The sequence below is a fragment of the Streptomyces sp. NPDC026092 genome (assembly GCF_040638605.1).
Lineage (GTDB): Bacteria > Actinomycetota > Actinomycetes > Streptomycetales > Streptomycetaceae > Streptomyces.
On the sequence record NZ_JBEZYN010000004.1, the window covers coordinates 279,114 to 304,653 of the forward strand.

The 25,540-nt window shown below is 72.0% G+C and carries 24 protein-coding genes and 2 pseudogenes; 12 read left to right on the forward strand and 14 right to left on the reverse strand.

What is annotated here, in order from left to right; genetic code table 11:
* The first annotated feature begins 26 nt into the window (after positions 1-26).
* Positions 27-3,641 carry a cobaltochelatase subunit CobN gene (gene cobN / locus AB0F56_RS08570; RefSeq protein ID WP_362005676.1) on the forward strand — a complete coding sequence of 1,205 codons (3,615 nt, stop codon included), beginning with the start codon at positions 27-29 and terminating at the stop codon, positions 3,639-3,641.
* A 170-nt stretch (positions 3,642-3,811) separates the two neighbouring features.
* On the opposite strand, the gene abc-f is transcribed toward cobN, so the two are convergent.
* Positions 3,812-5,389 (reverse strand): ribosomal protection-like ABC-F family protein, encoded by a 1,578-nt coding sequence (gene abc-f / locus AB0F56_RS08575; RefSeq protein WP_362005678.1) that lies wholly within the window; start codon positions 5,387-5,389, stop codon positions 3,812-3,814.
* Between the two features lie 207 nt (positions 5,390-5,596).
* Here abc-f and AB0F56_RS08580 point away from each other — a divergent pair, with 207 nt between their 5' ends.
* Positions 5,597-6,463 carry an alpha/beta hydrolase gene (locus tag AB0F56_RS08580; protein WP_362005679.1) on the forward strand — a complete coding sequence of 289 codons (867 nt, stop codon included), beginning with the start codon at positions 5,597-5,599 and terminating at the stop codon, positions 6,461-6,463.
* A 3-nt stretch (positions 6,464-6,466) separates the two neighbouring features.
* On the opposite strand, the gene AB0F56_RS08585 is transcribed toward AB0F56_RS08580, so the two are convergent.
* Positions 6,467-7,429: a nucleoside hydrolase gene (locus AB0F56_RS08585; RefSeq protein WP_362005682.1), complete on the reverse strand. Its 963-nt coding sequence runs from the start codon at positions 7,427-7,429 to the stop codon at positions 6,467-6,469.
* 115 nt (positions 7,430-7,544) lie between these two features.
* On the opposite strand from AB0F56_RS08585, the gene AB0F56_RS08590 reads away from it, so the two are divergent.
* A complete protein-coding gene (locus AB0F56_RS08590; RefSeq protein ID WP_362005684.1) occupies positions 7,545-8,486 on the forward strand; it encodes a hypothetical protein in 942 nt (313 codons plus the stop codon).
* 2 nt (positions 8,487-8,488) lie between these two features.
* Positions 8,489-8,845, forward strand: a complete 357-nt coding sequence (locus AB0F56_RS08595) for a GntR family transcriptional regulator (protein WP_362005686.1) — start codon at positions 8,489-8,491, stop codon at positions 8,843-8,845.
* An 18-nt stretch (positions 8,846-8,863) separates the two neighbouring features.
* On the opposite strand, the gene AB0F56_RS08600 is transcribed toward AB0F56_RS08595, so the two are convergent.
* Complete coding sequence (locus AB0F56_RS08600; RefSeq protein ID WP_362005689.1) at positions 8,864-9,823, reverse strand: D-2-hydroxyacid dehydrogenase family protein; 960 nt, start codon at positions 9,821-9,823, stop codon at positions 8,864-8,866.
* 150 nt (positions 9,824-9,973) lie between these two features.
* Here AB0F56_RS08600 and AB0F56_RS08605 point away from each other — a divergent pair, with 150 nt between their 5' ends.
* Positions 9,974-11,335, forward strand: coding sequence for a hypothetical protein (locus AB0F56_RS08605; protein WP_362005692.1), 1,362 nt, complete (start codon positions 9,974-9,976; stop codon positions 11,333-11,335).
* Positions 11,336-11,338: 3 nt separating this feature from the next.
* Here AB0F56_RS08605 and AB0F56_RS08610 read toward each other — a convergent pair whose 3' ends face one another.
* A complete protein-coding gene (locus tag AB0F56_RS08610; RefSeq protein WP_362006157.1) occupies positions 11,339-12,121 on the reverse strand; it encodes a PP2C family serine/threonine-protein phosphatase in 783 nt (260 codons plus the stop codon).
* Positions 12,122-12,252: 131 nt separating this feature from the next.
* Here AB0F56_RS08610 and AB0F56_RS08615 point away from each other — a divergent pair, with 131 nt between their 5' ends.
* Positions 12,253-12,570, forward strand: coding sequence for a hypothetical protein (locus AB0F56_RS08615; protein ID WP_362005694.1), 318 nt, complete (start codon positions 12,253-12,255; stop codon positions 12,568-12,570).
* A 60-nt stretch (positions 12,571-12,630) separates the two neighbouring features.
* Here AB0F56_RS08615 and AB0F56_RS08620 read toward each other — a convergent pair whose 3' ends face one another.
* Positions 12,631-14,832 carry a choice-of-anchor A family protein gene (locus AB0F56_RS08620; RefSeq protein ID WP_362005696.1) on the reverse strand — a complete coding sequence of 734 codons (2,202 nt, stop codon included), beginning with the start codon at positions 14,830-14,832 and terminating at the stop codon, positions 12,631-12,633.
* Between the two features lie 159 nt (positions 14,833-14,991).
* Between AB0F56_RS08620 and AB0F56_RS08625 the strand changes: the two are divergent.
* Positions 14,992-15,078, forward strand: a pseudogene (locus AB0F56_RS08625) (M48 family metalloprotease); the annotation flags it as partial.
* On the opposite strand, the pseudogene AB0F56_RS08630 reads toward AB0F56_RS08625, so the two are convergent.
* The 3 genes and pseudogenes from AB0F56_RS08630 to AB0F56_RS08640 all read right to left on the reverse strand — a co-directional run.
* A pseudogene (locus tag AB0F56_RS08630) lies at positions 15,076-15,153 on the reverse strand (Tellurite resistance TerB); the annotation flags it as partial. The pseudogenes AB0F56_RS08625 and AB0F56_RS08630 sit on opposite strands and share 3 nt — an antisense overlap.
* Before the next feature lie 44 nt (positions 15,154-15,197).
* A complete protein-coding gene (locus AB0F56_RS08635; protein WP_362005699.1) occupies positions 15,198-15,776 on the reverse strand; it encodes a hypothetical protein in 579 nt (192 codons plus the stop codon).
* A gap of 345 nt (positions 15,777-16,121) precedes the next feature.
* Positions 16,122-16,565, reverse strand: a complete 444-nt coding sequence (locus AB0F56_RS08640; RefSeq protein WP_362005701.1) for a hypothetical protein — start codon at positions 16,563-16,565, stop codon at positions 16,122-16,124.
* Between the two features lie 168 nt (positions 16,566-16,733).
* On the opposite strand from AB0F56_RS08640, the gene AB0F56_RS08645 reads away from it, so the two are divergent.
* From AB0F56_RS08645 to AB0F56_RS08665, 5 genes are all read left to right on the forward strand, one after another.
* On the forward strand, positions 16,734-17,516 hold the full coding sequence (locus tag AB0F56_RS08645) for a hypothetical protein (RefSeq protein WP_362005704.1): 783 nt from the start codon (positions 16,734-16,736) through the stop codon (positions 17,514-17,516).
* Positions 17,517-17,667: 151 nt separating this feature from the next.
* Positions 17,668-18,024, forward strand: coding sequence for a PRC-barrel domain-containing protein (locus AB0F56_RS08650; protein WP_362005706.1), 357 nt, complete (start codon positions 17,668-17,670; stop codon positions 18,022-18,024).
* 53 nt (positions 18,025-18,077) lie between these two features.
* Entirely contained in the window at positions 18,078-18,248 is a 171-nt protein-coding gene (locus tag AB0F56_RS08655; protein ID WP_362005709.1) for a hypothetical protein, read from the forward strand.
* Positions 18,249-18,552: 304 nt separating this feature from the next.
* Positions 18,553-19,650: a molybdopterin cofactor-binding domain-containing protein gene (locus AB0F56_RS08660; RefSeq protein ID WP_362005711.1), complete on the forward strand. Its 1,098-nt coding sequence runs from the start codon at positions 18,553-18,555 to the stop codon at positions 19,648-19,650.
* Between the two features lie 684 nt (positions 19,651-20,334).
* Positions 20,335-21,609: a M23 family metallopeptidase gene (locus tag AB0F56_RS08665; protein ID WP_362005714.1), complete on the forward strand. Its 1,275-nt coding sequence runs from the start codon at positions 20,335-20,337 to the stop codon at positions 21,607-21,609.
* A gap of 295 nt (positions 21,610-21,904) precedes the next feature.
* On the opposite strand, the gene AB0F56_RS08670 is transcribed toward AB0F56_RS08665, so the two are convergent.
* The 6 genes from AB0F56_RS08670 to AB0F56_RS08695 form a co-directional block, all read right to left on the reverse strand.
* The gene (locus AB0F56_RS08670) at positions 21,905-22,576 is read right to left on the reverse strand and encodes a nucleotidyl transferase AbiEii/AbiGii toxin family protein (protein WP_362005716.1); all 672 of its coding nucleotides are present in this window, start codon (positions 22,574-22,576) and stop codon (positions 21,905-21,907) included.
* Complete coding sequence (locus AB0F56_RS08675) at positions 22,573-22,920, reverse strand: transcriptional regulator (protein ID WP_362005718.1); 348 nt, start codon at positions 22,918-22,920, stop codon at positions 22,573-22,575. The genes AB0F56_RS08670 and AB0F56_RS08675 overlap by 4 nt, the downstream gene beginning before the upstream one ends.
* A gap of 508 nt (positions 22,921-23,428) precedes the next feature.
* The gene (locus AB0F56_RS08680) at positions 23,429-23,749 is read right to left on the reverse strand and encodes a hypothetical protein (RefSeq protein ID WP_362005720.1); all 321 of its coding nucleotides are present in this window, start codon (positions 23,747-23,749) and stop codon (positions 23,429-23,431) included.
* Entirely contained in the window at positions 23,746-24,087 is a 342-nt protein-coding gene (locus AB0F56_RS08685; protein WP_327375401.1) for a hypothetical protein, read from the reverse strand. Before AB0F56_RS08685 ends, AB0F56_RS08680 begins: the two co-directional genes overlap by 4 nt.
* A complete protein-coding gene (locus tag AB0F56_RS08690; RefSeq protein ID WP_362005723.1) occupies positions 24,084-24,353 on the reverse strand; it encodes a hypothetical protein in 270 nt (89 codons plus the stop codon). Before AB0F56_RS08690 ends, AB0F56_RS08685 begins: the two co-directional genes overlap by 4 nt.
* A 529-nt stretch (positions 24,354-24,882) precedes the next feature.
* Positions 24,883-25,221, reverse strand: coding sequence for a MerR family transcriptional regulator (locus AB0F56_RS08695; protein ID WP_362005725.1), 339 nt, complete (start codon positions 25,219-25,221; stop codon positions 24,883-24,885).
* Between the last annotated feature and the right edge of the window lie 319 nt (positions 25,222-25,540).

The window sequence follows — 25,540 nt, forward strand, 5'->3', positions numbered from 1 at the left end:
CAACCCCGAGGAAGGCCTGCGCACGCATGCGAATTCTGTTGCTGTCGCACTCCGACACCGACCTGCTCAGCGCCCGCGCGGCCGGCGGTCCGGTCGCGTACCGGTTCGCCAACCCCTCCCGGCTCTCCCTGGACGACCTGCCCGGTCTCCTCGAAGGCGCCGACCTCGTGCTCGTCCGGCTCCTCGGCGGGCTGCGGGCCTGGGAGGACGGCCTCGACGCGCTGCGCGCCGCCGGGAAGCCGCTGGTCGTGCTCTCCGGCGAACAGGCCCCGGACGCCCAGCTCATGGAGGCCTCCACCGTTCCCGTCGGCGTCGCCACCGAGGCCCACGCCTACCTGGCGCACGGCGGACCGGCCAACCTGGAGCAGCTCGCCCGGTTCCTCTCCGACACCGTGCTGCTGACCGGCCACGGCTTCGAGGCCCCGGCCGCCGCGCCGACCTGGGGGCCGCTGGAGCGCACGGCCCGGACGACCGACGGCCCGACCGTCGCCGTGCTGTACTACCGCGCCCACCACATGAGCGGGAACACCGCCTTCGTCGACTCCCTCTGCGAGGCGATCGAGGACGCCGGCGCCCGCGCCCTGCCGCTGTACGTCGCCTCCCTGCGCGCGCCCGAGCCCGAGCTGATCGAGACGCTCAAGCGCGCGGACGCGATCGTCACCACGGTGCTCGCCGCCGGTGGCACCAAGCCCGCCGAGGCGCAGGCCGGCGGCGACGAGGACGCCTGGGACGCGGGCGCGCTCGCCGCCCTCGACGTACCGATCCTGCAGGCGCTCTGCCTGACCGGTTCGCGCGCGGCCTGGGAGGAGAACGACGAGGGCCTGTCGCCGCTGGACGCGGCCAGTCAGGTCGCCGTGCCCGAGTTCGACGGCCGCCTGATCACCGTCCCGTTCTCCTTCAAGGAGATCGACGAGGACGGGCTCCCGGCGTACGTCGCCGACACCGAGCGCGCCGCCCGCGTCGCCGGGATCGCCGTGCGCCATGCCCGGCTGCGGCACATCCCGAACGCCGAGAAGAAGCTCGCGCTCGTCCTCTCCGCGTACCCGACGAAGCACTCCCGGATCGGCAACGCGGTCGGCCTGGACACCCCCGCCTCCGCCGTCGCGCTGCTGCGGCGCCTGATCGCCGAGGGGTACGACTTCGGGGCCGAGGACGACATCCCGGGCCTGGTCTCCGGCGACGGCGACGAGCTGATCTACGCCCTGATCGAGGCCGGCGGCCACGACCAGGACTGGCTCACCGAGGAGCAGCTCGCCCGCAACCCCGTCCGTATCCCGGCCGCCGACTACAAGCGCTGGTACGCGACCCTGCCGCAGGAGCTGCGCGCGGGCGTCGAGGAGCACTGGGGCCCGGCGCCCGGCGAGATGTTCCTCGACCGGTCCCGTACCGCCGAAGGCGACCCAGAAGGCGACATCGTCCTCGCCGCGCTGCGGCGCGGGAACCTGCTGATCCTCATCCAGCCGCCGCGCGGCTTCGGCGAGAACCCGATCGCGATCTACCACGACCCCGATCTCCCGCCGTCCCACCACTACTTGGCCGCCTACCGCTGGATCGCGGCGCGCGCCGAGGACGGTGGCTTCGGGGCGGACGCGATGGTCCACCTCGGCAAGCACGGCAACCTGGAGTGGCTGCCGGGCAAGAACGCGGGCCTGTCGGCCGCGTGCGGTCCGGACGCGGCGCTCGGCGACATCCCCCTCGTCTACCCCTTCCTGGTCAACGACCCGGGCGAGGGCACGCAGGCCAAGCGGCGCGTGCACGCCACGCTCGTGGACCACCTGGTGCCGCCGATGGCCCGCGCCGACTCGTACGGCGACATCGCGCGCCTGGAGCAGCTGCTCGACGAGTACGCGCAGATCTCCTCGATGGACCCGTCGAAGCTGCCGGCGATCCGGGCGCAGATCTGGACGCTGATCCAGGCGGCGAAGCTCGACCACGACCTGGGGATGGAGGACCGCCCGGAGGACGACGGCTTCGACGACTTCCTGCTGCACGTCGACGGCTGGCTCTGCGAGGTCAAGGACGCGCAGATCAGGGACGGTCTGCACGTCCTCGGCGGGGCGCCGGTGGGCGAGGCGCGGGTCAACCTGGTCCTGTCGATCCTGCGCGCCCGGCAGATCTGGGGCGGTACGCAGGCCCTGCCGGGTCTCCGTGAGGCCCTCGGGCTGGACGAGTCGGCCGCGACCCGGACCACCGCCGACGAGGCGGAGGCGACGGCGCGCGAGCTGGTCGAGGCGATGGAGGCGGCGGACTGGTCGGTGGACGCGGTCGCGTCGGTGGCCGAGGGGTACGGCCCCGATGTAGCCGCGGTCCTCCGCTTCGCGTGCGAGCAGGTCGTCCCGCGCCTGGCCGCCACGACCGACGAACTCACCCACGCCGTCCACGCGTTGAACGGCGGCTTCGTGCCCGCCGGCCCGTCCGGCTCGCCCCTCCGGGGCCTGGTCAACGTGCTTCCGACCGGCCGGAACTTCTACTCGGTCGACCCCAAGGCCGTCCCCTCCCGCCTCGCGTGGGAGACCGGCCAGGCGCTCGCCGACTCGCTCCTGGAGCGCTACCGCTCCGACAACGGCGAGTGGCCGACCTCCGTCGGCCTCTCCCTGTGGGGTACGAGCGCGATGCGCACGGCGGGCGACGACGTGGCCGAGGCCCTGGCCCTGCTGGGCATCCGTCCCACGTGGGACGACGCCTCGCGCCGGGTGAACGGCCTGGAGCCGATCCCGCTCGCCGAGCTGGGCCGCCCGCGCGTCGACGTCACGCTGCGCATCTCGGGCTTCTTCCGGGACGCGTTCCCGCACGTCATCGGCCTCCTCGACGACGCCGTACGCCTTGCGGCGGGGCTCGACGAGCCGGCCGAGGACAACTACGTACGGGCGCACGCGCAGGCGGACCTCGCCGAGCACGGCGACGAGCGGCGCGCGACGACCCGGATCTTCGGCTCGCGGCCGGGCACGTACGGCGCGGGCATCCTCCAGCTGATCGACTCGCGCGACTGGCGGACGGACGCGGACCTCGCCGAGGTGTACACGGTGTGGGGCGGCTACGCGTACGGCCGCGGCCTCGAAGGCCGCCCGGCGCGCGCGGAGATGGAGACGGCGTACAAGCGGATCGCGGTCGCTGCGAAGAACACGGACACGCGCGAGCACGACATCGCCGACTCCGACGACTACTTCCAGTACCACGGCGGCATGGTGGCGACCGTCCGCGCGCTGACGGGCACGGCCCCGGAGGCGTACATCGGCGACTCCACCCGCCCGGAGACGGTCCGCACGCGCACCCTGGTCGAGGAGACCTCGCGGGTCTTCCGCGCCCGCGTGGTCAACCCGAAGTGGATCGAGGCGATGCGCCGCCACGGCTACAAGGGCGCGTTCGAGCTGGCGGCGACGGTCGACTACCTCTTCGGCTACGACGCGACGACGGGCGTGGTCGCCGACTGGATGTACGACAAGCTGACGGAGACGTACGTCCTCGACCCGGAGAACCAGGCCTTCCTCAAGGAGGCCAACCCCTGGGCCCTCCACGGCATCGCCGAACGCCTCCTGGAAGCCGAGTCCCGAGGCATGTGGGAAAAGCCGGACCCCCAGACCCTGGCCGCCCTCCGCCAGGTCTTCCTGGAGACTGAGGGCGACCTGGAGGGTGACGACTAGGGCCTGTCCGGCGGATCAGGGCCGGATAGGACGCGGCGTCTGGTGCGGTGCATCGCAAGGCGCCGGAGCGCCTTAATAGCGGAGCTATTCAGGCGTTTCGGCAACGCGGCGAGGTGCCGTGCCAGGCGTCGCGGCCCCGGCCATGATCCGCCGGACAGGCCCTAGTCCCCTCAGCCGACGGGCGCCGGGGCCAGTTCGAGCCGGTGGCCTCGGAAGCCCGCGCGGATGCGGCGGTCGTGGGTGACGATCACCAGCGTGCCGGGGTAGTGGGCGAGGGCGGCCTCCAGTTCTTCTACGAGGGCGGGGGCCAGGTGGTTGGTCGGTTCGTCGAGGAGGAGCAGGTCCGCAGGGCGGGTGACCAGGTGGGCCAGTTCCAGTTTGCGGCGCTGGCCCGTCGACAACTCCCGTACGGGCGTGGTCAGATCGGCCGCCTTGAACAGGCCGAGGCGGAGCAGCTCCTCCTCCCGGCCCGCCCCGAACGCCGTCGCGACCGTGCGGGGGTCGTCCGGGAGTGCGGTGTCCTGGCGGAGCATTCCGACGCGGGGCGGGGTCGTCACCGTGCCGCCGTCCGGGGCCAGTTCGCCCGCGAGGATCTTGAGAAGGGTGGTCTTGCCGGCGCCGTTCGGGCCGGTGACCAGGAGGCGTTCGCCGGGAGGCAGGTGCAGGGCGTCCAGGTGGAGGCGTCCCTCCACGTGTACGTCCGTCAGGGCGACCGGGCCCGCCGCCTCGCCCTCGATGGCGGCCGTGAAGCGGAGAGGTTCCGGGGGCGCGGCCACCGGGTTCTCGGTGAGCCGGTGGTGCTTCTCGCGGGCCGCCCGGATCCTGCTCATCGCGCCGTGCGCCCGTGACCGGGCCCGGAAGGCGCCCGCCCCGCTGAAGGCTGCCGGGGCCTTGCGCGGGATCGCGGAGAAGCGGTCGATGTTCGTGTCGGCGAGGGCCGAGTACCGTGCGAGCTCCGCCCGCCACTCCTCGTACTCCCGCTCCCAGCGCGCCCGTTCGGCCGCGCGGCCGGTCAGGTAGCCGGCGTAACCGTTGCCATAGCGCCGTACCGTCCGCAGCTCGTGGTCGACCTCCAGGACCGCGGTCGTGACCCGGTCGAGGAAGGCCCGGTCGTGGGTGACGGCGACGACGGTGCCCCGGTGGGCGCGCAGCCGCTCCTCCAGCCAGGTCACGGCCTCGTCGTCGAGGTCGTTGGTCGGCTCGTCGAGGAGGAGCAGTTCGGGGTCGGCGGCCAGGGTGGCGGCGAGCGCGAGGCGCGAGCGCTGCCCGCCGGAGAGCGTGCCGAGCGGGCGGTCCCGGTCGAGCGGCGCGCTCTCGCCGAGCTGCCGCAGCGTCGTCTCGACCCGCCGGTCGGCGTCCCGGCCGCCGCGCGCCTCGTACGCGGCGAGCAGCGCGGCGTACCCGTCGAGGTCCCCGGTGCGGTCCAGGGCCGCCTCCGCCGCCCGGATCGCCCGCTCCAGCTCCCGTACGTCGGCGAGCGCGAGGTCGACGGCGTCGCCGACGCTCGCCGTGCCGGGGAGGTCCAGGGTCTGGGCGAGATGGCCGAGACCACCGGGGGCCTCGACTGCGACGGTGCCGTTGTCGGGCCGCTCCAGACCGGCGAGGAGCCGGAGGAGCGTGGACTTGCCGGAGCCGTTGTCGCCGACGACGCCGACGCGTTCGCCGGGCCGGACGGTGAGGGAGACCCGGTCGAGGACGAGCCGGTCGTCGTAGCGCTTGGTGACGTCGGTGAGATGGACACGGAACAAGAGCGACTCCCTGGAGTGGACGACAGGCCATTCAGCACGACGAGACGTCTCGTCTCGTTGTGCTCGACTGTAGGGCCCGGTGAGGGATTGCGCAAGACGCTGCGTCTCGTCACCGCTCGCCACTTCTCGTCGGCTCCGCCGCGATGAGTTTTACGGCCGCCCGCCGTCTACCCCTTCGAACCGTGCGACACCTGAGGAGAAGCAACCATGGCCGAGATCGACACCCGCACGCTCGACGCGACCGGTGCCACCCTGAGCTACGACATCCGCCCCGGCGGGTCCCCGATGGCACCGCCGCTCTTCCTGGTCGGTTCGCCCATGGACGCGAGCGGCTTCGGGACGCTGGCGTCCCACTTCGCCGACCGGACCGTCATCACCTACGACCCCCGGGGCGTGGCCCGCAGCGTCCGTACCGACGGCGCCGCGGAGACGACGCCCGAGGAGCACGCCGACGACCTGCGGCGGGTCATCGAGGCGGTCGGAGCGGGCCCGGTGGACGTCTTCGCCAGCAGCGGCGGCGCCGTCAACGCGCTCGCGCTCGTGGCCCGCCACGGCGACCTCGTGCGCACCCTCGTCGCCCACGAGCCGCCGACCGTACCCGTACTCCCGGACCGCGAGGCGGCCCTCGCGGCCTGCGCGGACGTCCGCGCCACGTACCTGCGCGAGGGGATGGGCCCCGCGATGGCCAAGTTCATCGCCATCAGCAGCCGGAAGGGCCCGTTCCCGGCCGACTGGGCCGACGAGCCCGCTCCCTCGCCCGCCGCCTTCGGCCTGCCGACCGAGGACGACGGCTCGCGCGACGACGCGCTGCTCGGCCAGAACATGCGCACCTGCACCGGCTACGTACCCGACTTCGAGGCGCTCCGTTCCGCGCAGACCCGCGTCGTCGTCGCCGTCGGCGCGGAGTCCGAGGGCGAACTCGCCCACCGCGCGGGCGTGGAGGTCGCCGCCGGTCTGGGCACCGAGCCCGCCGTCTTCCCCAGCCACCACGGCGGCTTCCTGGGCGGCGAGTACGGCCAGCAGGGCGCCCCGGCGGAGTTCGCGAAGGCGCTGCGGGAGGTACTGGAGGGCTGACCCTCAGGCGCTGCGCTCCCCCAGGACCCGTACCGCGTCGATGACCAGCTCCCAGAAGCCCGGGACGTCGACCTCCATCCCCACCTCCGCATTCGCCGGCCGGCCCGTCACCCCGTCCAGGTCCACGACCGTGGCGCCCCGGGTGTGCGTGCCGGTCAGCTCGACCGAGACCGCCGCCCGCACCAGGCTGATCAGCGACGGGTCGATCAGGTGCGCCACGGTGAGCGGATCGTGCAGCGGAGGGGTGTCGAACCCGTACACCTCGCGGTAGGTCCCGGCGAAGTACGTGAGCAGCTCGACGCAGAGCCGGGCCAGCGGCGTGCCGAGCGCCGCGAGCCGGGCGACGACCTCGGGCGTCGCGCGGGCCTGGTGGGTGGCGTTGAGTCCGAACATCGTGACCGGCAGCCCGCTGGAGAAGACGATGTCCGCCGCCTCCGGGTCGCAGAGGATGTTGAACTCCGCGGCCGGGGTGGTGTTCCCGCGCCCGGTCGACCCGCCCATCAGCACGATCCGCTCGATCCGGGGCGTCAACTCCGGGTGGGCGAGCAGGAACGTGGCGATGTTGGTGAGCGGCCCGGTCGGGACGAGCGTCACGGGCGCCGGATGCGCGAGGAGGGTGTCCCGGATCAGGGTCAGCGCGTCGCGCGGGTCCTGCGGGACGTCGGGTTCGCCCTCGCCGAAGCCGGGGCCGTCGAGCCCCGTACCGCCGTGGATGTCCTCGGCGACGCGCGGCTCCCGGTCCGGCACCCCGATCAGCGGCCGGTTGCGGCCCGCCGCGATCGGCACCCCGCGGATCCCGGCGACGGCGCAGACACGGCGCGCGTTGAGGGTGGTCTTCTCGACCGTCTGATTGCCCGCGACGGTGGTGATGCCGAGGAGCTCGACGGCCGGATGGGCGGCGGCGAGCAGGATGTTGAACGCGTCGTCATGACCGGGATCGCAGTCGAGGATCACGGGTACGGGCATGGGTCCACCGTCCCACAGCCACGCCCGCCCGTCACGGTCACCGCCGTCACGAGCCCTGGCCGGAGAACTACTTGTTCTAGTAGAGTACGAACAATCAATCCTCCGGGAGGTTCCCGTGCACCACGTCCCGACCACCCGTCTGCGTGCGTTCGCGGCGCTGCCGTTCCTGCTCGCGCTCGCCGCCCACCTGACCGTCCTCGGCCTCACCGCCGACCGCCTGCCCGATCCGCTCGCCACGCACTTCGCGTCGGACGGCCGCGCCGACGGCTGGACGGCCCTGGCCGCCTTCGCGCTCCTCAGCTCGGGCCTGCTCCTCGGCCTCGGCGCCGGCTGGACCGCGCTCGTCCGGCGCGCCGCGCTCTGGGGCGCCTGGCTGACCGCCGGCGCCGTGGGGGCGCTGATGGTCCTTCTCGTACGGGACAACCTCGACGCCACCGACCCGGCCCAGGTCGTCTCGCCGCTCGCCAACCTCACCGTCGCGGCGGGCGCGGGCGGGATCGCCGCACTCGTGGGCTGGGCGCTGACCCGCCTCGTACCGCAGCAGGAGACGCCCTCCGCGGTCGACGCGGAGAACGTGGACACGCTGCCGCTCGGCCCGAGCGAGGTCGCCGGCTGGTCGCGCGCCACCGGCTCGCGCCCGATGACCCTCGCCGGAGCGGTCCTGGTCGCGGCGGCACCGGTCGTCGCGCTCCTGGGGCCGTGGCCGGTCGGGCTCGTCGTCGGCGCGGCCGGGGCGCTCGTCCTCGTCCTGTCCCGGCTCCGGGTGACCGTCGACCGGCGCGGCCTCACCGTCCGCCCCGCGCTCGCGCCCTGGCCCCGCGTCTCCGTACCGCTCGACGAGGTCGCGAGCGCGAGCGCGCGGGAGATCGACGCCCTCGGGGAGTTCGGCGGCTGGGGCTACCGGGTGCGCGCCCACCGCACGGGCATGGTCCTGCGCTCGGGGGAGGCGCTCGTCGTACGGCGGGAGGGCGGCCGGGAGTTCGCGGTCACCGTCTCCGACGCGCGGACGGCCGCCGCCCTGTTGAACACCCTGGCCGAACGGCGTGGGAGGGTCTGACCATGCTCTTCCGGGTCGACCCCGCCTCCGCCGTACCGCTCGGCGACCAGATCGCCGCCTGCGTGCGCGGGGCCCTCGCCGACGGTTCGGCGAGCCCCGGCGAGCGCCTCCCGGCCGCCCGCGAGCTCGCCGACTCCCTCGGCGTGAACGTCCACACCGTCCTCCGCGGCTACCAACGCCTGCGCGAGGAGGGCCTGATCGAGCTCCGCAGGGGCCGGGGCGCGGCCATCGTCCCCGGCGCCCCGGTGGGCGCCCGCGCCCGCCTCGCCGAACGGGCCCGAGACCTCGTGACGGAGGCCAGGGCCCTCGGCCTGACGGACGACGAACTGCTGACCCTCGTCCGCGCCGAACTGCTCTGACCGCCCGGGGGCCCGCGCCTACCCCAGCGTCCGCACCGGCGCCCCCGCCAGGAACGCCTCGATGTCCTCGACCGCCTGGCCGAAGTAGCGGCCGTAGTTGGCGCGCGTCACGTACCCCAGGTGCGGCAGGGCCAGGACGTTGGGGAGGGTACGGAGCGGGTCGTCCGCGGGCAGGGGTTCGGTGGCGAAGACGTCGAGGCCGGCGCCCGCGATCCAGCCCTCCCGCAGCGCGCGCAGCAGCGCGGGGCCGTCGACCAGGCCCGCCCGCGAGGTGTTGATCAGGTACGAGGACGGGCGCATCGCCCGCAGTTCGGGCTCCCCGATCAAGTTCCGGGTGCACTCCGAGAGCACCATGTGGAGGGAGACGAAGTCCGCGCGCTCCAGCAGCTCCCGCTGGTCCGCCGCCCGTACGACCCCGTGCTCCGCCGCCCGCCCGTCCGTCAGGTTCGGGCTCCAGGCGACGACGTCCATGCCGAAGGCGAGCCCCACCCGCGCCACCCGGCCGCCGATCTTGCCGAGCCCGACGAGGCCGAGAGTGCGCCCGGACAGGTCGGTGCCGACCGTCGACTGCCAGGGCCCGCCCTCGCGTACCGCCCCCGCCTCGGCCGGTACGTGCCGGGCGAGGCCCAGGATCAGCGCCCAGGTCAGCTCGGCGGGCGGCTCGGACGCGCTGGCCGTACCGCAGACGGTGATCCCGAGCGCGGCGGCGGCCGCCAGGTCGATGGAGGCGTTGCGCATCCCCGAGGTCACGACGAGCCGCAGCCGGGGCAGCCGGTGCAGCAGCGCGGCGTCCAGCGGAGTCCGCTCCCGCATGACGACGAGGATCTCGCAGTCCTCGACCTCGGCCACGAGCGCGTCCCGGTCGGAGACGTGCTCGCGCAGGACGCGTACGTCGACGCGGTCGGCGAGCGGGTCCCAGTCGGCGGAGGCGAGGGCGACGCCCTGGTAGTCGTCGAGTACGGCGCAGCGCAGCTTCATGCCCCCATGATCGCGCGGCGGAGAGGTTCCACGTAGACCCGATCGGACCCGCCCAGAGCGACAGACCCACCTCCCGCCCGGAGACTTGGCCTGATTTGTACTGCTGTCGAGGACCGATGTTCAGGACCGAAGTTCAGGAGGGGTGCGCAGATGAGTACGCAGCCGGATTCTCCACCCCCAGGCTCGGGCTCCAACGGTGAGCTGGAAGCCCTCCGGGCCCGGATCGCCGCCCTGGAGACGGAGGCCGAGGCCGCGAAGGCCCGGCCGCCGCGCCACCGGCTCCGCTCCTTCTTCGCCGCGCTCCTGATTGTCCTCGGCTGCATCCTCGCCCCGCTGGGCATCGTCGCCGCCTGGACGGCCGACGAGGTGGGCGACACCGACCGGTACGTCGCCACGGTCGCCCCGCTCGCCTCCGACCCGGATGTCCAGGCCGCCGTGGCGAACCGGGTCACCGGCGCCGTCATGGAACACATCGACCTGAACGCCCTCCTGGAGGGCGTGGCCCCCGAGCAACGCCCCCTCCTGGCCAAGGCCCTGGGCCGGCTCGGGAACTCCCTGGAGAGCGCGGTCCAGAGCTTCGTCCACGAGAAGGCGGAGGAGATCGTCGCCTCGGACGCCTTCGAGACCGTCTGGACCGACGCCAACCGGGCCATCCACACCTCGGTCGTCCGCGCCCTGACCGGCAGCGGCGAAGGTGCGGTGGAGATCAAGAACGACACGGTGACGCTCGACCTCGCCCCCGTGATCGAACGGGTCAAGCAGCGCCTGATCGAGTCCGGCCTCACCGTCGCCGAGAAGATCCCCGAGGTCCACACCGACTTCACGGTCCTCAAGGCCGACGACATCGGGAAGGTCAAGACCGGCTTCCGGCTGCTCCAGATCATGGGCGTGTGGCTGCCGGTGATCGCCGTGCTGCTGGCGGCGGCCGGGGTCCTGCTCTCGGCCCACCGCCGGCGCTCCCTGATCGCGGCGGCCCTCGGTTTCGTCGCGGCGGCGCTGGTCCTCGCGATCGGCTTGACCGTGTTCCGTACGGTCTATCTGAACGCCCTGCCCGACACCGTCTCGCAGGCCGCGGCCGGCTCCGTCTACGACGCCATGATCCGGCTGCTGCGGACGACGATCCGGATGGTGGTGATCCTGGGGATCGTGCTCGCCCTGGCGGCCTGGCTGTCGGGTCCGGGGCGGTGGGCCACCGCGGCCCGCCAGATGTGGCACTCGGGCATCGCGGCGACCCGCGGGGCGGCCGACGGCGTGGGCCTGCGCACGGGCCCGGTCGGCCCGTTCGTGCACCGGCACCAGGGGTGGATCACCTGGATCCTGGTGGCGGCGGCGGTCCTGGCGTACGTCTTCTGGGACCACCCGACGGGCTGGGTGGTCGTGGGCCTGGCGCTGGCCCTCCTGTTCGCGCTGGCGGTGACGGAGTTCCTGGCGGAGGGGGAGGGCGAGGGCAAGGGCAACGGGAAGAAGCTCGAACCGGAACCCGAGCCGGAGCCCGAGCAGAGCCCCAAATAGAGCTCACTCCCCGACGTCCCCGACCTGTCCCGCCTCTCCCATCTCCCCGATCCGGACCAGGGCCAGGGTGATGTTGTCGGGTCCGCCCGCTTCCATAGCGGCCTTCCACAGCTCGAAGGCCGCCTTGCCGTCGTCGTGCACGCGGAGCAGCGCCTCGATGTCCTCCTCGGGCACGGGGTCGGTCAGCCCGTCGCTGCACACGAGGTAGCGGTCGCCCGCGGCGAGCGGGAACTCGGCGACGTGCGGGTCGACGGCCTCGTACAGGTGGCTCCCGCCGAGGGTCTGCGTGACGGCCGAGGTCGTGCGGTGCCCGGGCAGCGGTGGCGGGCTGTCGTCCACGCTGACCTGGCGCAGGACGCCCTCCCGGGACACGTGGAAGACCTTGCTGTCGCCCACGTTGAACGACAGCAGCGACTCCGGCGGAAGCACGAGGGCGCCGGCGACCGTCGTGCCCATGGTCGTGAGTTCGGGGCGGCCCTCGGCGGCGTCGTACACGGCCCGGTTGCACATCTCCAGGGCCTCGCCGACCGTCTCCGTACCGTCGAGCACGGGCCCGACCGCCGCGAGCCGCCGGACCACCAGGGAGCTGGCCACCTCGCCGCCCGGCTGCCCGCCGAGCCCGTCCGCGACGGCCACGAGGAGCGGCCTGTCCAGCGGGAACAGCAGGGTCTGCGGGCTGTCGGTGACGGTCCCGCACAGGGTCCAGGGCCCGACGACGAGGCTGTCCTCGTTGTGCTCGCGCAGCAGCCCGGCGTGGCTCAGGGCGGTCACGGCGATGTACGGCACCACAGGCGCCGCCTCCTCACGGTCCGTACGTCTCCGACCCCCGCCCTCACCCCCATTGTCGCTCCGGCATGCGGGGTGCGGCCCGCCGTCGCACGCTGGTCCTGACACCGCCGAGGAAGGGACGTCCGTCGATGTTCGCGAGGCTGAGCACCTACCAGGGGTCACCGGTTCCGCCGGAGGGCGACCTGACCGCCAGGTCGGAGGCGATCGTCAAGCTGGTCGAGAACCTCCCGGGCTTCCGGGGCGCGTACTACCTGGTCGAGCGGGAGACGGGCGAGGCGCGGTCGCTGACCCTGTGGGAGGACGAGGCCGCGATGAGGGAGAGCGAGGAGGAGGCTGCCCGTGTCAGGGCCGAGTCGTCCCAGCGGGAGGGGCAGCGGGTGGTCTCGGTGGAGCACTTCGAGGTGGCGTTCGTCCGCCTGGCCGCGGATACGCCGACGGGTCTGTGACGAAGCCCGGCCCCGGACAACGGTCCGGGGCCGGGCTCACCACGTCAGGACGTCAGGTGCTCAGACCCTCGTGCCCTGGCCCGGGTCTCCGTACCCCGTGTCCTCGCACGGGTTCTCGTCGCCGTAGCCCATGTCCTTGCAGGGCTCCTCGCGGCTGTTCGTCACCTCGGCGGTCACGTTCTCGTGGCCGGCGTCGACGACGTACGGGCCGAAGACCGGGTCGGCGGGCAGGACGTACCCGTCCGGTACGGCCGTCTCACGCGCGTAGTACGTGCCCTGCTCCAGGTCCTCGAAGGCGCAGACGCCCGTGGTGCTCGTGGTGCAGGTGGCCCCGATCCGGGTGTCGGGGTTGATGCCGATGGTCTGGAGGCCGGTGGTGTTGTTGGTCTCCTTCCACAGCTCGAACTCCGCGCCGCGCAGCGGCAGTCCGGTCTTGGCGTCCACCTTGGTGAGGGTGAGCGAGCCGTCGACGGGCGGGACGGGGGTCGCGGTGTTGGCGGCCTGGACGGTCACGCCCTGGGAGGCGTTCTCCCTGGTCAGGACGAGGGGCCCGAAGACGTTCGGGTCGGGCACGTCGTAGCCGTCGGGGGCGCGGGTCTCCTGCCAGTAGTACGTACCGATCTCCACGGTCCGCGAGCAGACGCCGTCGGCGTCGGTGGTGCACAGCAGGCCCACCTGGGTGTCGGGGTCGTTGCCGCTGGGCTGGAGGCCGGTGATGCCGTTGGTCTCCCGCCACAGCTGGAACCAGGCTCCCGGGAGCGGCGCGCCCGTCGCGGAGTCCGTCTTCACCACCCGTACCCGACCGGTGGTGTTCGGGTTCACGGTGGGGGTGTTCTCGGCGGTGACGGTCACGCCCTCGGCGATGTTCTCCTCGGTCAGGACCAGGGGCCCGAAGACCGGGTTGAGGGGCAGGTCGTAGCCGGGCGGGGCTTGGGTCTCCTGCCAGTAGTACGTCCCGGTCGGCAGGGTCCGTGAGCAGGTGCCGTCGGCGCTGGTCGTGCAGGTGTCGCCGATGGTCTGGTCGGGGTCGGAGCCGCCGGCCTGGAGGCCGGTGATGCCGTTGGTCTCCTCCCACAGCTGGAACACGGCCCCGGCCAGCGGATCGCCCGTCTGCGCGTCCTCCTTGACCACCGTCACCTCACCGAGGGCGGGCCCGGTGTTGTCGCACGCGGGCAGGTCGCCGGTGAAGGGGTACGCGTGGAACTCCTGGCCGCCGCCGCCCGTGGCGGCGCTGGTGTGGGTGAGCGAACCGGTCGTGAAGAAACGCCCGTTGATGCCCGGCAGGGTGACCGTGGTGGCCGAGGACTGCTCGCCGATGAGGAAGCTCCCCTGGAACTGACCGGTTCCGGTGAGGTTCACCGTGGTGGCGTCCGGGATGTTCCAGAGCAGCTTCTCGCGGTAGGCGTTGAGCGGGTCGGTCGCGTCGGCGATGCCGCCGCTGTAGGTGCTGAGGGTGCGGTTGGTGCCCAGGATGTTGACGAGAATCGTGGCGTTCGCCGGGATGCGGGCGAAGACGACGCCCTGCTGCGCGCCGCCCGCCCCGGTCATGTCGAAGTCGACGTTGAAGACCTGGAGCGGTGAGGTTCCGTCACCGGTGAAGAGCGTCCGGTAGCCCTGGTTGACGGCGGTGCCGGTGGGCGTACGGGGGGCGCCGTCGACGCGGGCGTAGCAGCGGCTCGCGGTGGTCAGCCGGTCCCGCAGGGCGGTGTACGGGGCGGTGGCGTTCGCGTCCTCGTCGAGGGTGGCCTTGACGGTGCCGGTGACCGTACCGGCATGGCGTACGACTCCGGCCTCGGCGAGCACCTGCTGGCCGGCCGCGACCCTGATGTCGCCGCCGGTCGTCAGCCAGTCCGTGCCGGCCTCCGGGGGGACGCGGGAGCCGACGCCCGCCTCGCCGATGTTGTAGTTGCCGCCGGCCTGGGCGGCGTTCTTGTTCATGTCGAAGTCGTCCAGGACGACGACCCGGCCCTCGGCCTCGGCGGCGGCGCCTCGGACGCGGAAGTCGTCGCCGACGAGGAGGTTGACCGCGTTGTCCCGGAATTCGATCCCGCCGTTGTTGATCTGCGGGTAGCGGCCCGGCGGGCACTTGCCGGGCACGCAGGGCCCGAGCCCGCCCGGGAGCGGCGCGGCCTGCGCGGGCGCCGCGCCGGGGCCGAGGACGAGGACGGGTACGGCCGCGAGGGCGGCGACGCAGGCGAGTCCGGCGGCTTTGGCGCGCGTTCTGGCGCGCGCCCGGGGCCGGACACTCGTGGGGTGTCTCATGATCCGGAGTCTGTGATTCCGATCCTGGGCCCACCACGGGGAGGCCGTCGGCGTTGGGCCTTCCGGCAGCCCGGCTCACCGGTTGGCGTGACGGGACCCGGCCAGACAGCCCACAGGCCGGTGTCTGGTCCGACCCCGAGGTGCGCGCTGCCGTCCCCCGAGCGCCGGGCGCTGTTCGCCCACGAGCGGGCCCACCTGGCGGCCCGCCACCACAGGTTCCTGCTGACGGTGCAGCTCGCGGCCCAGGTCGAGGGCGTAACAGGTCTCCCGTACGCCGGCCTGCTCGTCCTTGTCGAAGTCGCCGTCCGCGCCACCGATGATCCAGTCCGCGCCTGCCCGCCGGCAGGTACGAGGACGCGGAGCGGTCAGCCGAGGTCGAGTCCGAGTCCGAGGCCGAGGTCGACACAGACCAAGGGCAGACACACGTCCGACGGCGAAGCGGGAGCGGCCGGCGGCGGGCTGGGCGGCGCCGGGGCCGCTTCGGTGGGTGCGGCCGTGGGCGGAAGCGCGGGCGCGACCGGTGGCGTGGTCGTACGAGGCTGAGTGGTGACCGCGGGCGGGGCGACGGTCGGCGGGGCGGGCGGCGGTGTGGCTGCGCCTTCCTGGCGCGGGAGTTCGGACCGACCCGAGGTCGCGGAAACGGGCGCGGGCGGCGGGGGAGAGATCGAGGTGGGCAGGGTGTCCGGTACGACCTGCTCCTCGACGTGCTTGTCGTGGGGCTCCTTGAGGGGCTCCTCGGCGGTCTCCTCAAGGGGGTCGAGACCGGGATTCTCCGGCGCGGTGGCCGCCTGAGCCCGGTCGCCGGACTGCCGGTCCATCGTGCTGACGGCCAGTCCGCCGCCCACGAGCGCGAAGGCGGTCGCGACGACGGCCCGGCGCTGGTTCTTCCGCCACCGCTCCCGCTGCCGCCGCCGAGCGGCGCGCCCTTCGGGTACGAGGGCCACATCGGGCTCCGCAACCTCAACCGCGGAAGCGGTGGGATTCGCGGGCACGCCGGCGACCGCGGGAACGGTGGCGACCGCAATCGAGGTTGCCGAGCTCGGGGAGAGGTTGGGCGGCGCTATGTCCGGGGCGTACGCACCACACCCGGGGCACACCAACGCGCCGTTGAGGTGCCGCCGACACGAGGAGCAGTAGTCCATTTCCCGGTCTTCCTGAGTTGACGTGCCGTCGACCCGCCGGGACGGCGGTCCGGTCACGTTCGCAGAGGCAATCGAGCGGCCAGTCACGCTAACGAAGGCCTCGTAAGACTGTGCGCAGCCTGTGTGAGGCTCCTGTGCGGATTCGGATCAGAGCCGGAACAGCACGCCGCGCCAGGACCAGCCGGCGTCGAGGACCGCCTGGCGCAGGGGGTCCTTCATCTCCCGGGTCTCGAAACGGAACGTCTCGACCCTCCGCTCGCGCCCGTCGGGCCCCGTCTCCTTCCCCCACACCCGGTACACCGCGTTCGCCGGCCCGCGGGAGCGCTCCCCCGAGGACTCCCACTGCTCGTCGACGGCCCGCACCTCGTGCTTCGCCGCGTCCAGGCGCATCCGGGTCCAGAGCCGCACGCGCAGCTGGGGTATCCGACATTCGGCGACCAGGTCGCCCTCCTTCGCGGTCCCGTTGCGTACGACGAAGGGCACGCCCGGCCCGTTGAGGGCAAGGAGCGTCGACCGGAGCTCCAGGGACGTACGCGGTACGACCCCCTCGTCGGGCCGCCGGGTGCCGAAGTAGGTGTCGAGGAGTCCCATCGCTACGCACCCGCCCCGGTGTCCGGGCGCGACTCGATCGGTACCGGCAGTGTCATGGGCATCGCGGGCCCTCCTTTTCCACGGGAAGTACATCAGGAGTACGCCGACCGCCGAGCGCCTGGCCGGGCCTCCCGGGTGCCCGGGGTTCCCCGCACTAGCCTCCGCATCATGCTGCGTATCGTCGACACCCGTACCGGCCACCTCGTGGAGATTCCCTCCGTAAGCCGCCATCTGCTGAGCATCTGCGTCCACCTGCCGGTCGGTGACGCCGGGATCGGCATGGCGGACCTGCGGGCGCTCCTGGTCGGTGACGTACTGGCGCGTGCGGCGGAGTTGCACGGCCTGCAGGCCCGCACGTTCCTCGCGACGCCGGACCTGCCGCAGGAGCAGGCCCAGGAGCTTGATCGCGCGATGTCCGCGCTGGGCGTCCACCCGCCCACCAACGCCGTTGGAACGCTCTGTGCCACTGCGGACGTACACGTACAGGCCTACGGCACCACGGCACAGGACGCGTCAGGCGGGGTCCGCGTAGAAGTGGGCCAGGTAACCCCGGCACCAGGGAGGAGCGGGACCCCAGACGGCACCCACCCCCTGCCTGCTCCGGAGGGAACCGACCCCCTGTCCATGAGGATGCTGATGCTCATGCACGCCTACCGCGCTCCGGTCGTGCTGGCCGATGCGGCCCTCGAAGACGCCCGGCGGACGCTGGAGAACTGGCGGCAGCTCGTGGCCGACTGGGCCCAGGAGCCGTCCAGGCCGGTCCCTGCCGACGTGCTGCGCCACGCCCACGCCGTGCTGGCCGACGATCTCGACGCTCCCGCCGTCCTGGACACACTGGTCGACGTGGCGACGCGCGCCGACGTACCGCCCGGCGCCAAGTTCGAGACCTTCGCCTTCCTCGACCGGGTCCTGGGCCTGGACCTCGCACGCGAGGTGGGTCACCAGGGGTGACGTCCGGCCGGGGAAGACCCCCGCCCACCGCTCGCGCGCGTGACTACGGCCACGCGGAGTACCGTGAGAGCGGCGGTATCTCGCCGACCAGGAGGCCCCGGCGCCCCCGCGCAGGCAGCCGGACCACACCGACTGGGCGTGAGGAGTCGGGATGATCGAGATGGCGGACATCCGTGAGTGGCGGACCTACGACGTGGTGGACGCCCAGGGCCGCAGGATCGGCGAGCTGGAGGCGATCTACGTCGACACCAGCACGGACGAGCCGGCCATGGCCCCGATCCGGGTCGGCCTGCCCACCCGCCACCGTCTGGTCTTCGTCCCCCTGGACGGCGCGACGGCCGGGCCGGGCCATGTAAGGGTCGCCCATGACAGGGCGCTGGTGAAGCAGGGCCCTTCGATCGGCACCGACGACGTACTTCCCGCCGAGGACGAGGAAGCGGTCTTCAGCTACTACCAACTCCCCTACGAAACCGGTGCGAACGGCGAACGCCAACTGGCCCGCCGCTGACCCACAGCCCCGCCCGCCCACCCGCCCGCCCCACCGACCGAGGAGGCGGCGCCATGACGCTCTTCCTGGCCCTGGTCATCATCGCGATCGTGCTGGGCATCATCGGCGCCACAGCCGACGGCCTGCTCTTCCTCCTGATCATCGGCATAGCCCTACTCGTCGCAGACCTCATCTACCTCACCCTGCGCATCCGCCACTCGACCCACCGCCGCCCGATCCGATGACCCGAAACCCGAAGACCCGAAGACCCGAAGACCCGAAGACCCGAAGACCCGACGGCCCGACGGCCCGACGGCCCGACGCGCCGACCGAGCCGCTCTGGACGGCGCGAGGCCCAGCCGAACAGGGCCGCTGCCGCGGCGGCCCAAGCTGAGCGGATGACGGGATCCGCACGGACTCAACACAGGCCCTGGCAGCCGGTGTACGCCGGGCCGGGTCTGGCCAAGCGGGGCCGGCCGGTTCTGGGTACGCTGGAGAGGAATCGCCGCGCCGGGTCGGCCCTCCCTCAAGCAGCGCCGCCGCAACATCGTGCGCCCCGGCGATCCTCTCGTCGCGCTGCACGACGGCCCCGACGACGTGATGTTCAACGAGGACGGGCTCGCCAAGTGCATCGACCTCGTGGCCGGAGCCCTGGCCCGTACGGCCGACCAGCCCTCCCCCGGCCCAGGGTGGCTCGTCGGGGTCGGCGTCGCCGCCTCCCTGCACGAGACCGCGCCCCCGACCGACCACATCTCCGAGGCATGGATCACGCTCGGTGACGACCTTGTGTACGAACTGGCCGTCGGCACCGTCGAATTCGGGGAGGGTACATCGACCGCGCATGTTCAGATCGCGGCCAGCCAACTGGGTACGACCTCGTCACGGATCCGTCTGGTCCAGTCCGACACCGACCGTACGGGATTCGACACCGGCGCCTTCGCGAGCGCGGGCCTCTTCGTGGCGGGCAACGCGGTCCTCAAGGCGGCCAACGCGGTCCGCGACCGCATCTTGGAGTTCGCCGCGGCGCACACGGGTGTCCACGTCGTGATGTGCTCGATGGACGACGAGTACGTCGTCTGCGGGGACGAGCGCGTCCCGCTGGCCACGCTCGTCGCCCTGGCCCGGGCACGCGGGATCCGGTTCACCGCCGCGCGCAAGGCGTACGGCTCGCCCCGCAGCGTGACCTCCAACACCCAGGGCTTCCGCATCGCCGTCCACCGGGTGACGGGCGAAATCCGCATCCTGCACAGCATCCACGCGGCCGACGCCGGTGTGATCATCAACCCCGAGCAGGTCCGGGGGCAGGTGGACGGCGGCGTCGCCCAGGGCATCGGATTCGCGCTCACCGAGAACTTCCAGGTCGACGCGGACGGTGCCATGGTCAACCCGAACCTCCGCAACTACCGGATCCCCACCCTCGCCGATGTCCCCCGCACCGAGCTGCTCCTGGTGGCTTCGTCGGACTCGGTCGGGCCCATGCGGGCGAAGGGGATGGCGGAATGCTGCATCAACCCGGTGGCCCCCGCGCTGGCGAACGCGCTCCGCGACGCCACCGGCGTCCGCTACCGCGAGCTGCCCCTGACCCCGGAACGGATCTACAGCCGGCTGGGTGAGAGCCGGTCGGCGCGGACGGGCCCGAGACGATGACCGGCGAGCGGAACGCGGACGCCGCCGCGACGGTCATCCTCAGCCGGAAGGTACGGCCCGGCATGGAGCGGGAGTACGAGAAGTGGCAGTAGGGCGTCAACGCCGCTGCCGCCGAATACGCCGGACACCTCGGCGCCGAGGTGTCCCCGCCGACCGACCTGCAACCCGAGTGGGTCGTCGTCTACCGCTTCGACTCGGTGGCCCATCTGCAGGCGTGGATGAACGGCGCGACCCGGCAGAGACTGCTCGACGTCGGCGCGAAGTACTTCGACGGTCCCGCGACCCAGCAGGTGATCAGCGGCGGCACGCAGCCGGCGGACCCGCTCGTGACCGTCGTGGTGACCCACCGCGTCCACCCGGGCCAGGTCGACGACTTCCTCGAATGGCAGCGCCGCATGACCCAGGAGGAGAGCAGGTTCGAGGGGTTCCGCGGTACCGAGATCTTCCGCCCGATCGAGGGGCTCCAGGACGAGTGGACCGCTGTTCACCGTCCTGGAGGGCACGGATGGGGCACGTACCTGCACCCACCCGGCGGTCGGGCGCGGCTGGACGGGTGTACTTCGGCACCCGACTCCGGCGTCGTCCGCCGGGAGCGCCGCTCGGCCGGATTACATGAGCCTGCGCCTCGGCGCGGGGCGTGCCGGTGCCCTTCACGGCCCCGGACCCGACGACTGGAAGAGCACCATGGCAGAGCGCCACCCTCGCAACCGCATCGGCCGCAGCCCGCTACGTCGCGGGCTCGCCGCCGCCGTGCTCGCGGTCGGCCTGCTGACGGCTTCGACGGCACCGGGATACGGCACCGGCGCCGCCACTCCTGCGCCCGGCCCACAGTTCACGCCGTTGACGGCGGCGGTGATGACCGAACCGACGCCGTTCCATGCCACGGACGGCAGGACGCACCTCTCGTACGAGCTGCTCACCACGAACGCGCTGTCCAGCAGCACGCAGGTGCGGCTCGACCGTGTCGAGGTCCGGGACGCCCGCACACACCGGGTGGTGGGCTCGCTGAGTGGCCAGGCGCTGGCAGACGCCGCCAATCCCGTGGGTGACCCCCTGCCGGGTGCGGACGGGTACACCCCGGCGCCCCCGGGGCCGACGCCGACCGTCATCCCGGGCTCCCAGCAGTGGGTCATCTGGCTCGACCTGGCCCTCGACCGAGGTCAGCGGGTGCCCAAGGTCCTCGAGCACCACCTCTCGGGTGCCGTCGTCACGGCCTCCGGTTCCTCCCCGTTCGAGGAGACGGTGCAGGTCACCCCGACCGGCCGCACCGCGCCGCTGAACTTGAACGCGCCGGTCCGCCCCGGCACCTGGTACTCCAGCGAGTCGTGCTGCGGCAACACCCACCACCGCCGCGGCCTCGGCCCGATCAACGGCCGCTTCTACGTACCGCAGCGCTTCGCGATCGACTGGTACAAGGTCGGCGAGCAGGGACAGACCTGGGAAGGCGACCCCGCGCGGCTCACCAGCTACCTGAGCTACCGGCAGCCGGTCGTGGCGGCGGCCGGCGGCAGGGTGGTGGAGGTGCAGGACGGGATCCCGGACAACGCGCCGCCCGTCACGCCGCCGGTCCCGCCGATCGAGGAGACCGTCGGCAACCACGTCACCCTGGAGGTCGCGCCGGGCCGCTATCTGCTCTACGCCCACCTGAAGCCCGGCTCGCTCAAGGTCCGGGAAGGCGACCGCGTCGAACCCGGCCGGGTCCTCGGGCTGATCGGCAACAGCGGCAACTCGACCACGCCGCACCTGCACTTCCAGGTGATGACCACAGCCGAGTTCTTCCCGACCGACAGCCCGCCGTTCACCTTCCGGCAGTTCCGCGTCGTCGGACACGTCGAACCCCGGATCTGGGACGACAACATCGGCCTGCAGCCGACCGGCGTCCTGCCGATCACACCCTCGCCGTACGACGGACCCCACCGCGCGCGGTATCCGCTCGACCGCGAGGTGCTGCAGTTCTGACCGGATTCCGGTCGTGCCGACGGTCGAGACAACGACGAAGGCCCAGGTCGCTGACCTGGGCCTTCGTATCTGAGCGGATGACGGGAATCGAACCCGCGCCACAAGCTTGGGAATCACCGCCGCCCCGCTTGGTCACTCGCTGTCTGACCTGCGCAAACAGGTCCTTTCGTGGCGCTTCTCGCTGGCTCGGCGATACCCGTGGTGGCCGCTGTTCGCCGCGCCGAAGGGCACGGACAGGGCACGACCTGCTTCCTCGGGGATGCGGCGTTGCCTCCGCGTGCCCGATGCCCGGTGATCAGTCGTCGAGTGGGCTTTCCGCTTCCTGAAGTCTCTCTGCGATGTCATCGGCCCACTCCTGAGCCCACCGGCGCAGCTCGACGGTCTGCTGGTCGTCGAGTCCATAAGCCGCGAATTCGGTGTCATCGATCCAGTCCGCGCCGGCGAGCCGGGACTGAAGGTCGGAGAGGTCGAAGCCGTCACGCGCGTGGCGGCGGCCGAGCTCTTCGAGCTCGATGTGACTCCAGCGATCTGTTGCCGCTCGGACGTCGATCAGGTCACGCGCCAGGCCCCGGTCTGCCAGCGCGCGAACCTTCGTGCCGACCACGTCCTCCAGGGAAAGCACCAGGCCGTGCTGAGTCTTCACAGGCGGACGCCAGAGAGCTTCCTTGAGGACATCGACCTCGCACTCCTCGCCGGTGGAGGTGTCGGTGACGATCAGCCGCGCGGACAGCGGGTCGGTTTCCAACGCTCGTACCTGCCATCCGCGTTGTTCCAGCCCGGCGTGCACGGCGGCGGCGATCTTCTCCATCGGCTCCGGGTTCTCGGTGGCAACATCGAGGTCCTTGCTGAGCCGGTCGACCAGTCCGTGTGCCTGGACGGCGTAGCCACCCGTGAGCACAAGCGGGTAGACATCGCCCACGGCGAGGACATCCGCGAGGAGCCGTCGGTGCAGTTCCGTGAGATTCACGCGGCAGCCTGGGCGTCGGGTGTCAGTTCATTGAAGGCGTCCTCCCAGACATCGCGGAGGTCCCGGCTGATCAACGTGCGCAGGACGGGCCACATGGCGACGAGCAGTTCCCGGTTCAGGTAGCGGACCAGGTCATCGTGCTGCCCCTCGGCCAGCACGATCCGATAGCAGCCCATCCGCAATCGGGGCTGGTCGAGGTCGAACCGAGACAGGCCGGACCACGCGAGGTGCAGCGGAAGGTCGACATGGCCGTGGGCGGGGCCGCCGAGCTCCGAGAGCTTGGCGGGAAGCCGCCTGGCGAATTTTGCGCGGCGGAGCTCGGGAACGCTGGGCGTGGCTGCCATACCTTGATTATTCCGCAGGAGGGCGGAGCGACCCCGTGTTTCCGGGACAGGTAACACACGGCTCGGAGCTGCCACCTGGCCGCAGTGGCGGTAACGCCGCCGTAAAGGCAGGTCAGAGCGCTCATGCGACACCTTCGACGAGACAATGCAATGTTCATGCCCTCCGCGTGCCCCAACCCGCGTGGCTGAAGGGTGCACGAACGGCGAGACTGGCCTGCCAACAAACAAGCCCCAGGTCGCTGACCTGGGGCTTCGTCATGGAGCGGATGACGGGAATCGAACCCGCGCTACAAGCTTGGGAATCACCCGGCACTTGGGCCTGTGCATGGCGCCTGACCTGCGGGAACGTGCCCTGGCGGCGGCGTCGTGGCTGCTTCCGCGGCCCCCTTGTCGACTGCTGTTTACCGCACATACTGGCACGTTGTGGCACGGCTTTCGCGCGGGCTGGATTCCCGAGGGTGCTGTTGTCTGGTCCACCGACCGGACAGGTGTACGGGAAAGCGGCAGGTCACTGCCAGAACACCTCCTCGACGATGATCTGAGGGTCGGCGGTGCGTCGGGTGAACGTGTAGTGGATCCAGCCCCGGCCGTGATCGAAGCAGCAGACGTACAGCCCGTTCGGCACCGTCGACCGAAGCGGCGCGATACGGCAGCCGGGCGGGAGATCCGGGATGTTGTCGATGCCACGGAAACAGGGGTCCTCGGCGGTGACCAGTTCGGCTCGGATGCTGTCGATCAGGTCGCGGACCGGCTTGGGCAGGGAGTCGCGGGTGGTTCGGGCCGTATCGACCCAGTCCATCTGCCAGGGCGGCCCCATGAAGTCGCTCACTGGCCGGGCTCCGCCTTCCCCGCCTCGCGCCGGAGGTGCGCGGCCTGCGTGAGCAACTGCGTGGCTTCGGCGTTCGTCGTCGCGTCGGCTGCCCGGTTTTCCAGATCGTGGATGTGCCGGTCGAGCGCGGGATCGCGGGCGATGGCGAACTCGGCCCACCACTGGGCGAGGAACGCCGGTACCGGGGCGATGTCGTGAGCGTCGCCGATGGCCCACTTCCAGTGGGTGTCGAAGTCGGCGAGGAGCTGCGGTGTGTGCTCGGCGATCGCGGCGCGCAACGCCTTCGTGTTCCGCTCGGGCATGGGCGGGATGCCTGATGGCCTGGGGGCGGTCGTCATGCCGCCACCTCCTCGCTCCCGCTGCCCTGGGCAGCCTGCTTGGCCTTGTAGGCGGCGGCGAGGGCGGACGCGTACTGGGGTGTCCACTCCATGTGCCTGGCGACGGCCGGAGCTCCGCCGCGGCCGAGGTCTACGGCGATACGCCCCGCGGTCTCACGGAAGTGCGCGACGGCGTCGTCGGCGGCCTTCTTCGCCCGGTCCAGTTCGAGCTTCTGCCTGTCGGTCAGGGCGGCCTGCGGAGCTCGGGTGCGGGCTTTGTCGGTCATGGGAAGAGTGTGGACCCCACGCCGATAAATCGCAAGGATTACTTGTCGTTAAGAGCTCTGCTTGAAAGCGAAGATCTCCCATCGAGGGCGACTCCGAGTCCAGCGGCTGGTGTGTGCGCGGGCGACCTGCCGTCCCTCCTCTCTGTCGAGGTCAAGCGCCACCTTGGGCGGCTCGCGGAGTGAGGGTGCCGGTGGCACGCGACGTTCACGAGTGTCCTCGACGCCACTCCGCGGGGCGGCGGCGACGTGGCCGCCTTCGCTCTCCTGCGCGGACCGAGTGGGAGCAGAATCGACAGGCGTCGACGGCCTGACGCGCGACTCCGGACATGAGTTCTCGACCCGGCGCGGACAGTGCTGACCGATGCGCAACGTGCTCCGCGCAGGCCGGGCATACGGCATCTACATCTACCAGGCCACGCGCAGTGCTGACATGGGGGCGGACCTCGCGCGGGCTTCTGCTCGTGAGTAATCCGCCGCCAAGCCTTCGGGTTGCACCCGTCGGTTGATGCCGACGAGGAGCTGACTCACCTCAAGCCGAGTCCGGCGGCGCGTCGGATGCGGCGTCGCGGCGGTATTCGGCGTTGATGCGCTGGGCCTCTTCGAGCTGGTCCTCGAGGACGATGATGCGGCAGGCGGCCTCGATGGGGGTGCCCTGGTCGACCAGTTCGCGGGCCCGGGCGGCGATCCGCAGCTGGTAGCGGGAGTAGCGGCGGTGGCCGCCTTCCGAGCGCAGCGGCGTGATGAGGCGGGCTTCGCCGATGGCGCGGAGGAATCCTTGTGTGGTGCCGAGCATTTCGGCGGCCCTGCCCATGGTGTAGGCGGGGTAGTCGTCGTCGTCGAGACGGCCGTACGAGTCATCTGCTGTCATTTGCACCTCTCTGGGAAACGCATGGAGGGGCCCTGGTGCCGTACTGGCACCAGGGCCCCGAAGGAACTACTACACCACCTGCCGGCCCTGATACTGCGCCGGCGTTCTGTGTCCGCGGACCCGACTTGACTGCTGTCGGGGGCGCGGGGATCGCGGTTGCTTGACCGGAGACCACCTCACTATCGATGTCCTGCGGTACCCGGGTTCAGTACTTCCGCCCGGGCGATCCTGATGGCGCGGGTTCCTCCGTTCTTCCTCGGTGATCAACTGCTTGTTACGGGGTACTGCTTACTGCGGGTACTGCTGGTGATGCGAACCG

Coding starts and splice junctions, on each gene's coding strand:
- cobN (WP_362005676.1), top strand. CDS start 27: ATGCGAATTCTGTTGCTGTCGCACTCCGACACCGACCTGCTCAGCGCC.
- AB0F56_RS08580 (WP_362005679.1), top strand. CDS start 5,597: ATGGCCGAGATCGACACCCGCACGCTCGACGCGACCGGTGCCACCCTG.
- AB0F56_RS08585 (WP_362005682.1), bottom strand. CDS start 7,429: ATGCCCGTACCCGTGATCCTCGACTGCGATCCCGGTCATGACGACGCG.
- AB0F56_RS08595 (WP_362005686.1), top strand. CDS start 8,489: ATGCTCTTCCGGGTCGACCCCGCCTCCGCCGTACCGCTCGGCGACCAG.
- AB0F56_RS08600 (WP_362005689.1), bottom strand. CDS start 9,823: ATGAAGCTGCGCTGCGCCGTACTCGACGACTACCAGGGCGTCGCCCTC.
- AB0F56_RS08605 (WP_362005692.1), top strand. CDS start 9,974: ATGAGTACGCAGCCGGATTCTCCACCCCCAGGCTCGGGCTCCAACGGT.
- AB0F56_RS08615 (WP_362005694.1), top strand. CDS start 12,253: ATGTTCGCGAGGCTGAGCACCTACCAGGGGTCACCGGTTCCGCCGGAG.
- AB0F56_RS08620 (WP_362005696.1), bottom strand. CDS start 14,832: ATGAGACACCCCACGAGTGTCCGGCCCCGGGCGCGCGCCAGAACGCGC.
- AB0F56_RS08640 (WP_362005701.1), bottom strand. CDS start 16,565: ATGGGACTCCTCGACACCTACTTCGGCACCCGGCGGCCCGACGAGGGG.
- AB0F56_RS08645 (WP_362005704.1), top strand. CDS start 16,734: ATGCTGCGTATCGTCGACACCCGTACCGGCCACCTCGTGGAGATTCCC.
- AB0F56_RS08650 (WP_362005706.1), top strand. CDS start 17,668: ATGATCGAGATGGCGGACATCCGTGAGTGGCGGACCTACGACGTGGTG.
- AB0F56_RS08655 (WP_362005709.1), top strand. CDS start 18,078: ATGACGCTCTTCCTGGCCCTGGTCATCATCGCGATCGTGCTGGGCATC.
- AB0F56_RS08665 (WP_362005714.1), top strand. CDS start 20,335: ATGGCAGAGCGCCACCCTCGCAACCGCATCGGCCGCAGCCCGCTACGT.
- AB0F56_RS08675 (WP_362005718.1), bottom strand. CDS start 22,920: ATGGCAGCCACGCCCAGCGTTCCCGAGCTCCGCCGCGCAAAATTCGCC.
- AB0F56_RS08685 (WP_327375401.1), bottom strand. CDS start 24,087: ATGACGACCGCCCCCAGGCCATCAGGCATCCCGCCCATGCCCGAGCGG.
- AB0F56_RS08690 (WP_362005723.1), bottom strand. CDS start 24,353: ATGACCGACAAAGCCCGCACCCGAGCTCCGCAGGCCGCCCTGACCGAC.
- AB0F56_RS08695 (WP_362005725.1), bottom strand. CDS start 25,221: ATGACAGCAGATGACTCGTACGGCCGTCTCGACGACGACGACTACCCC.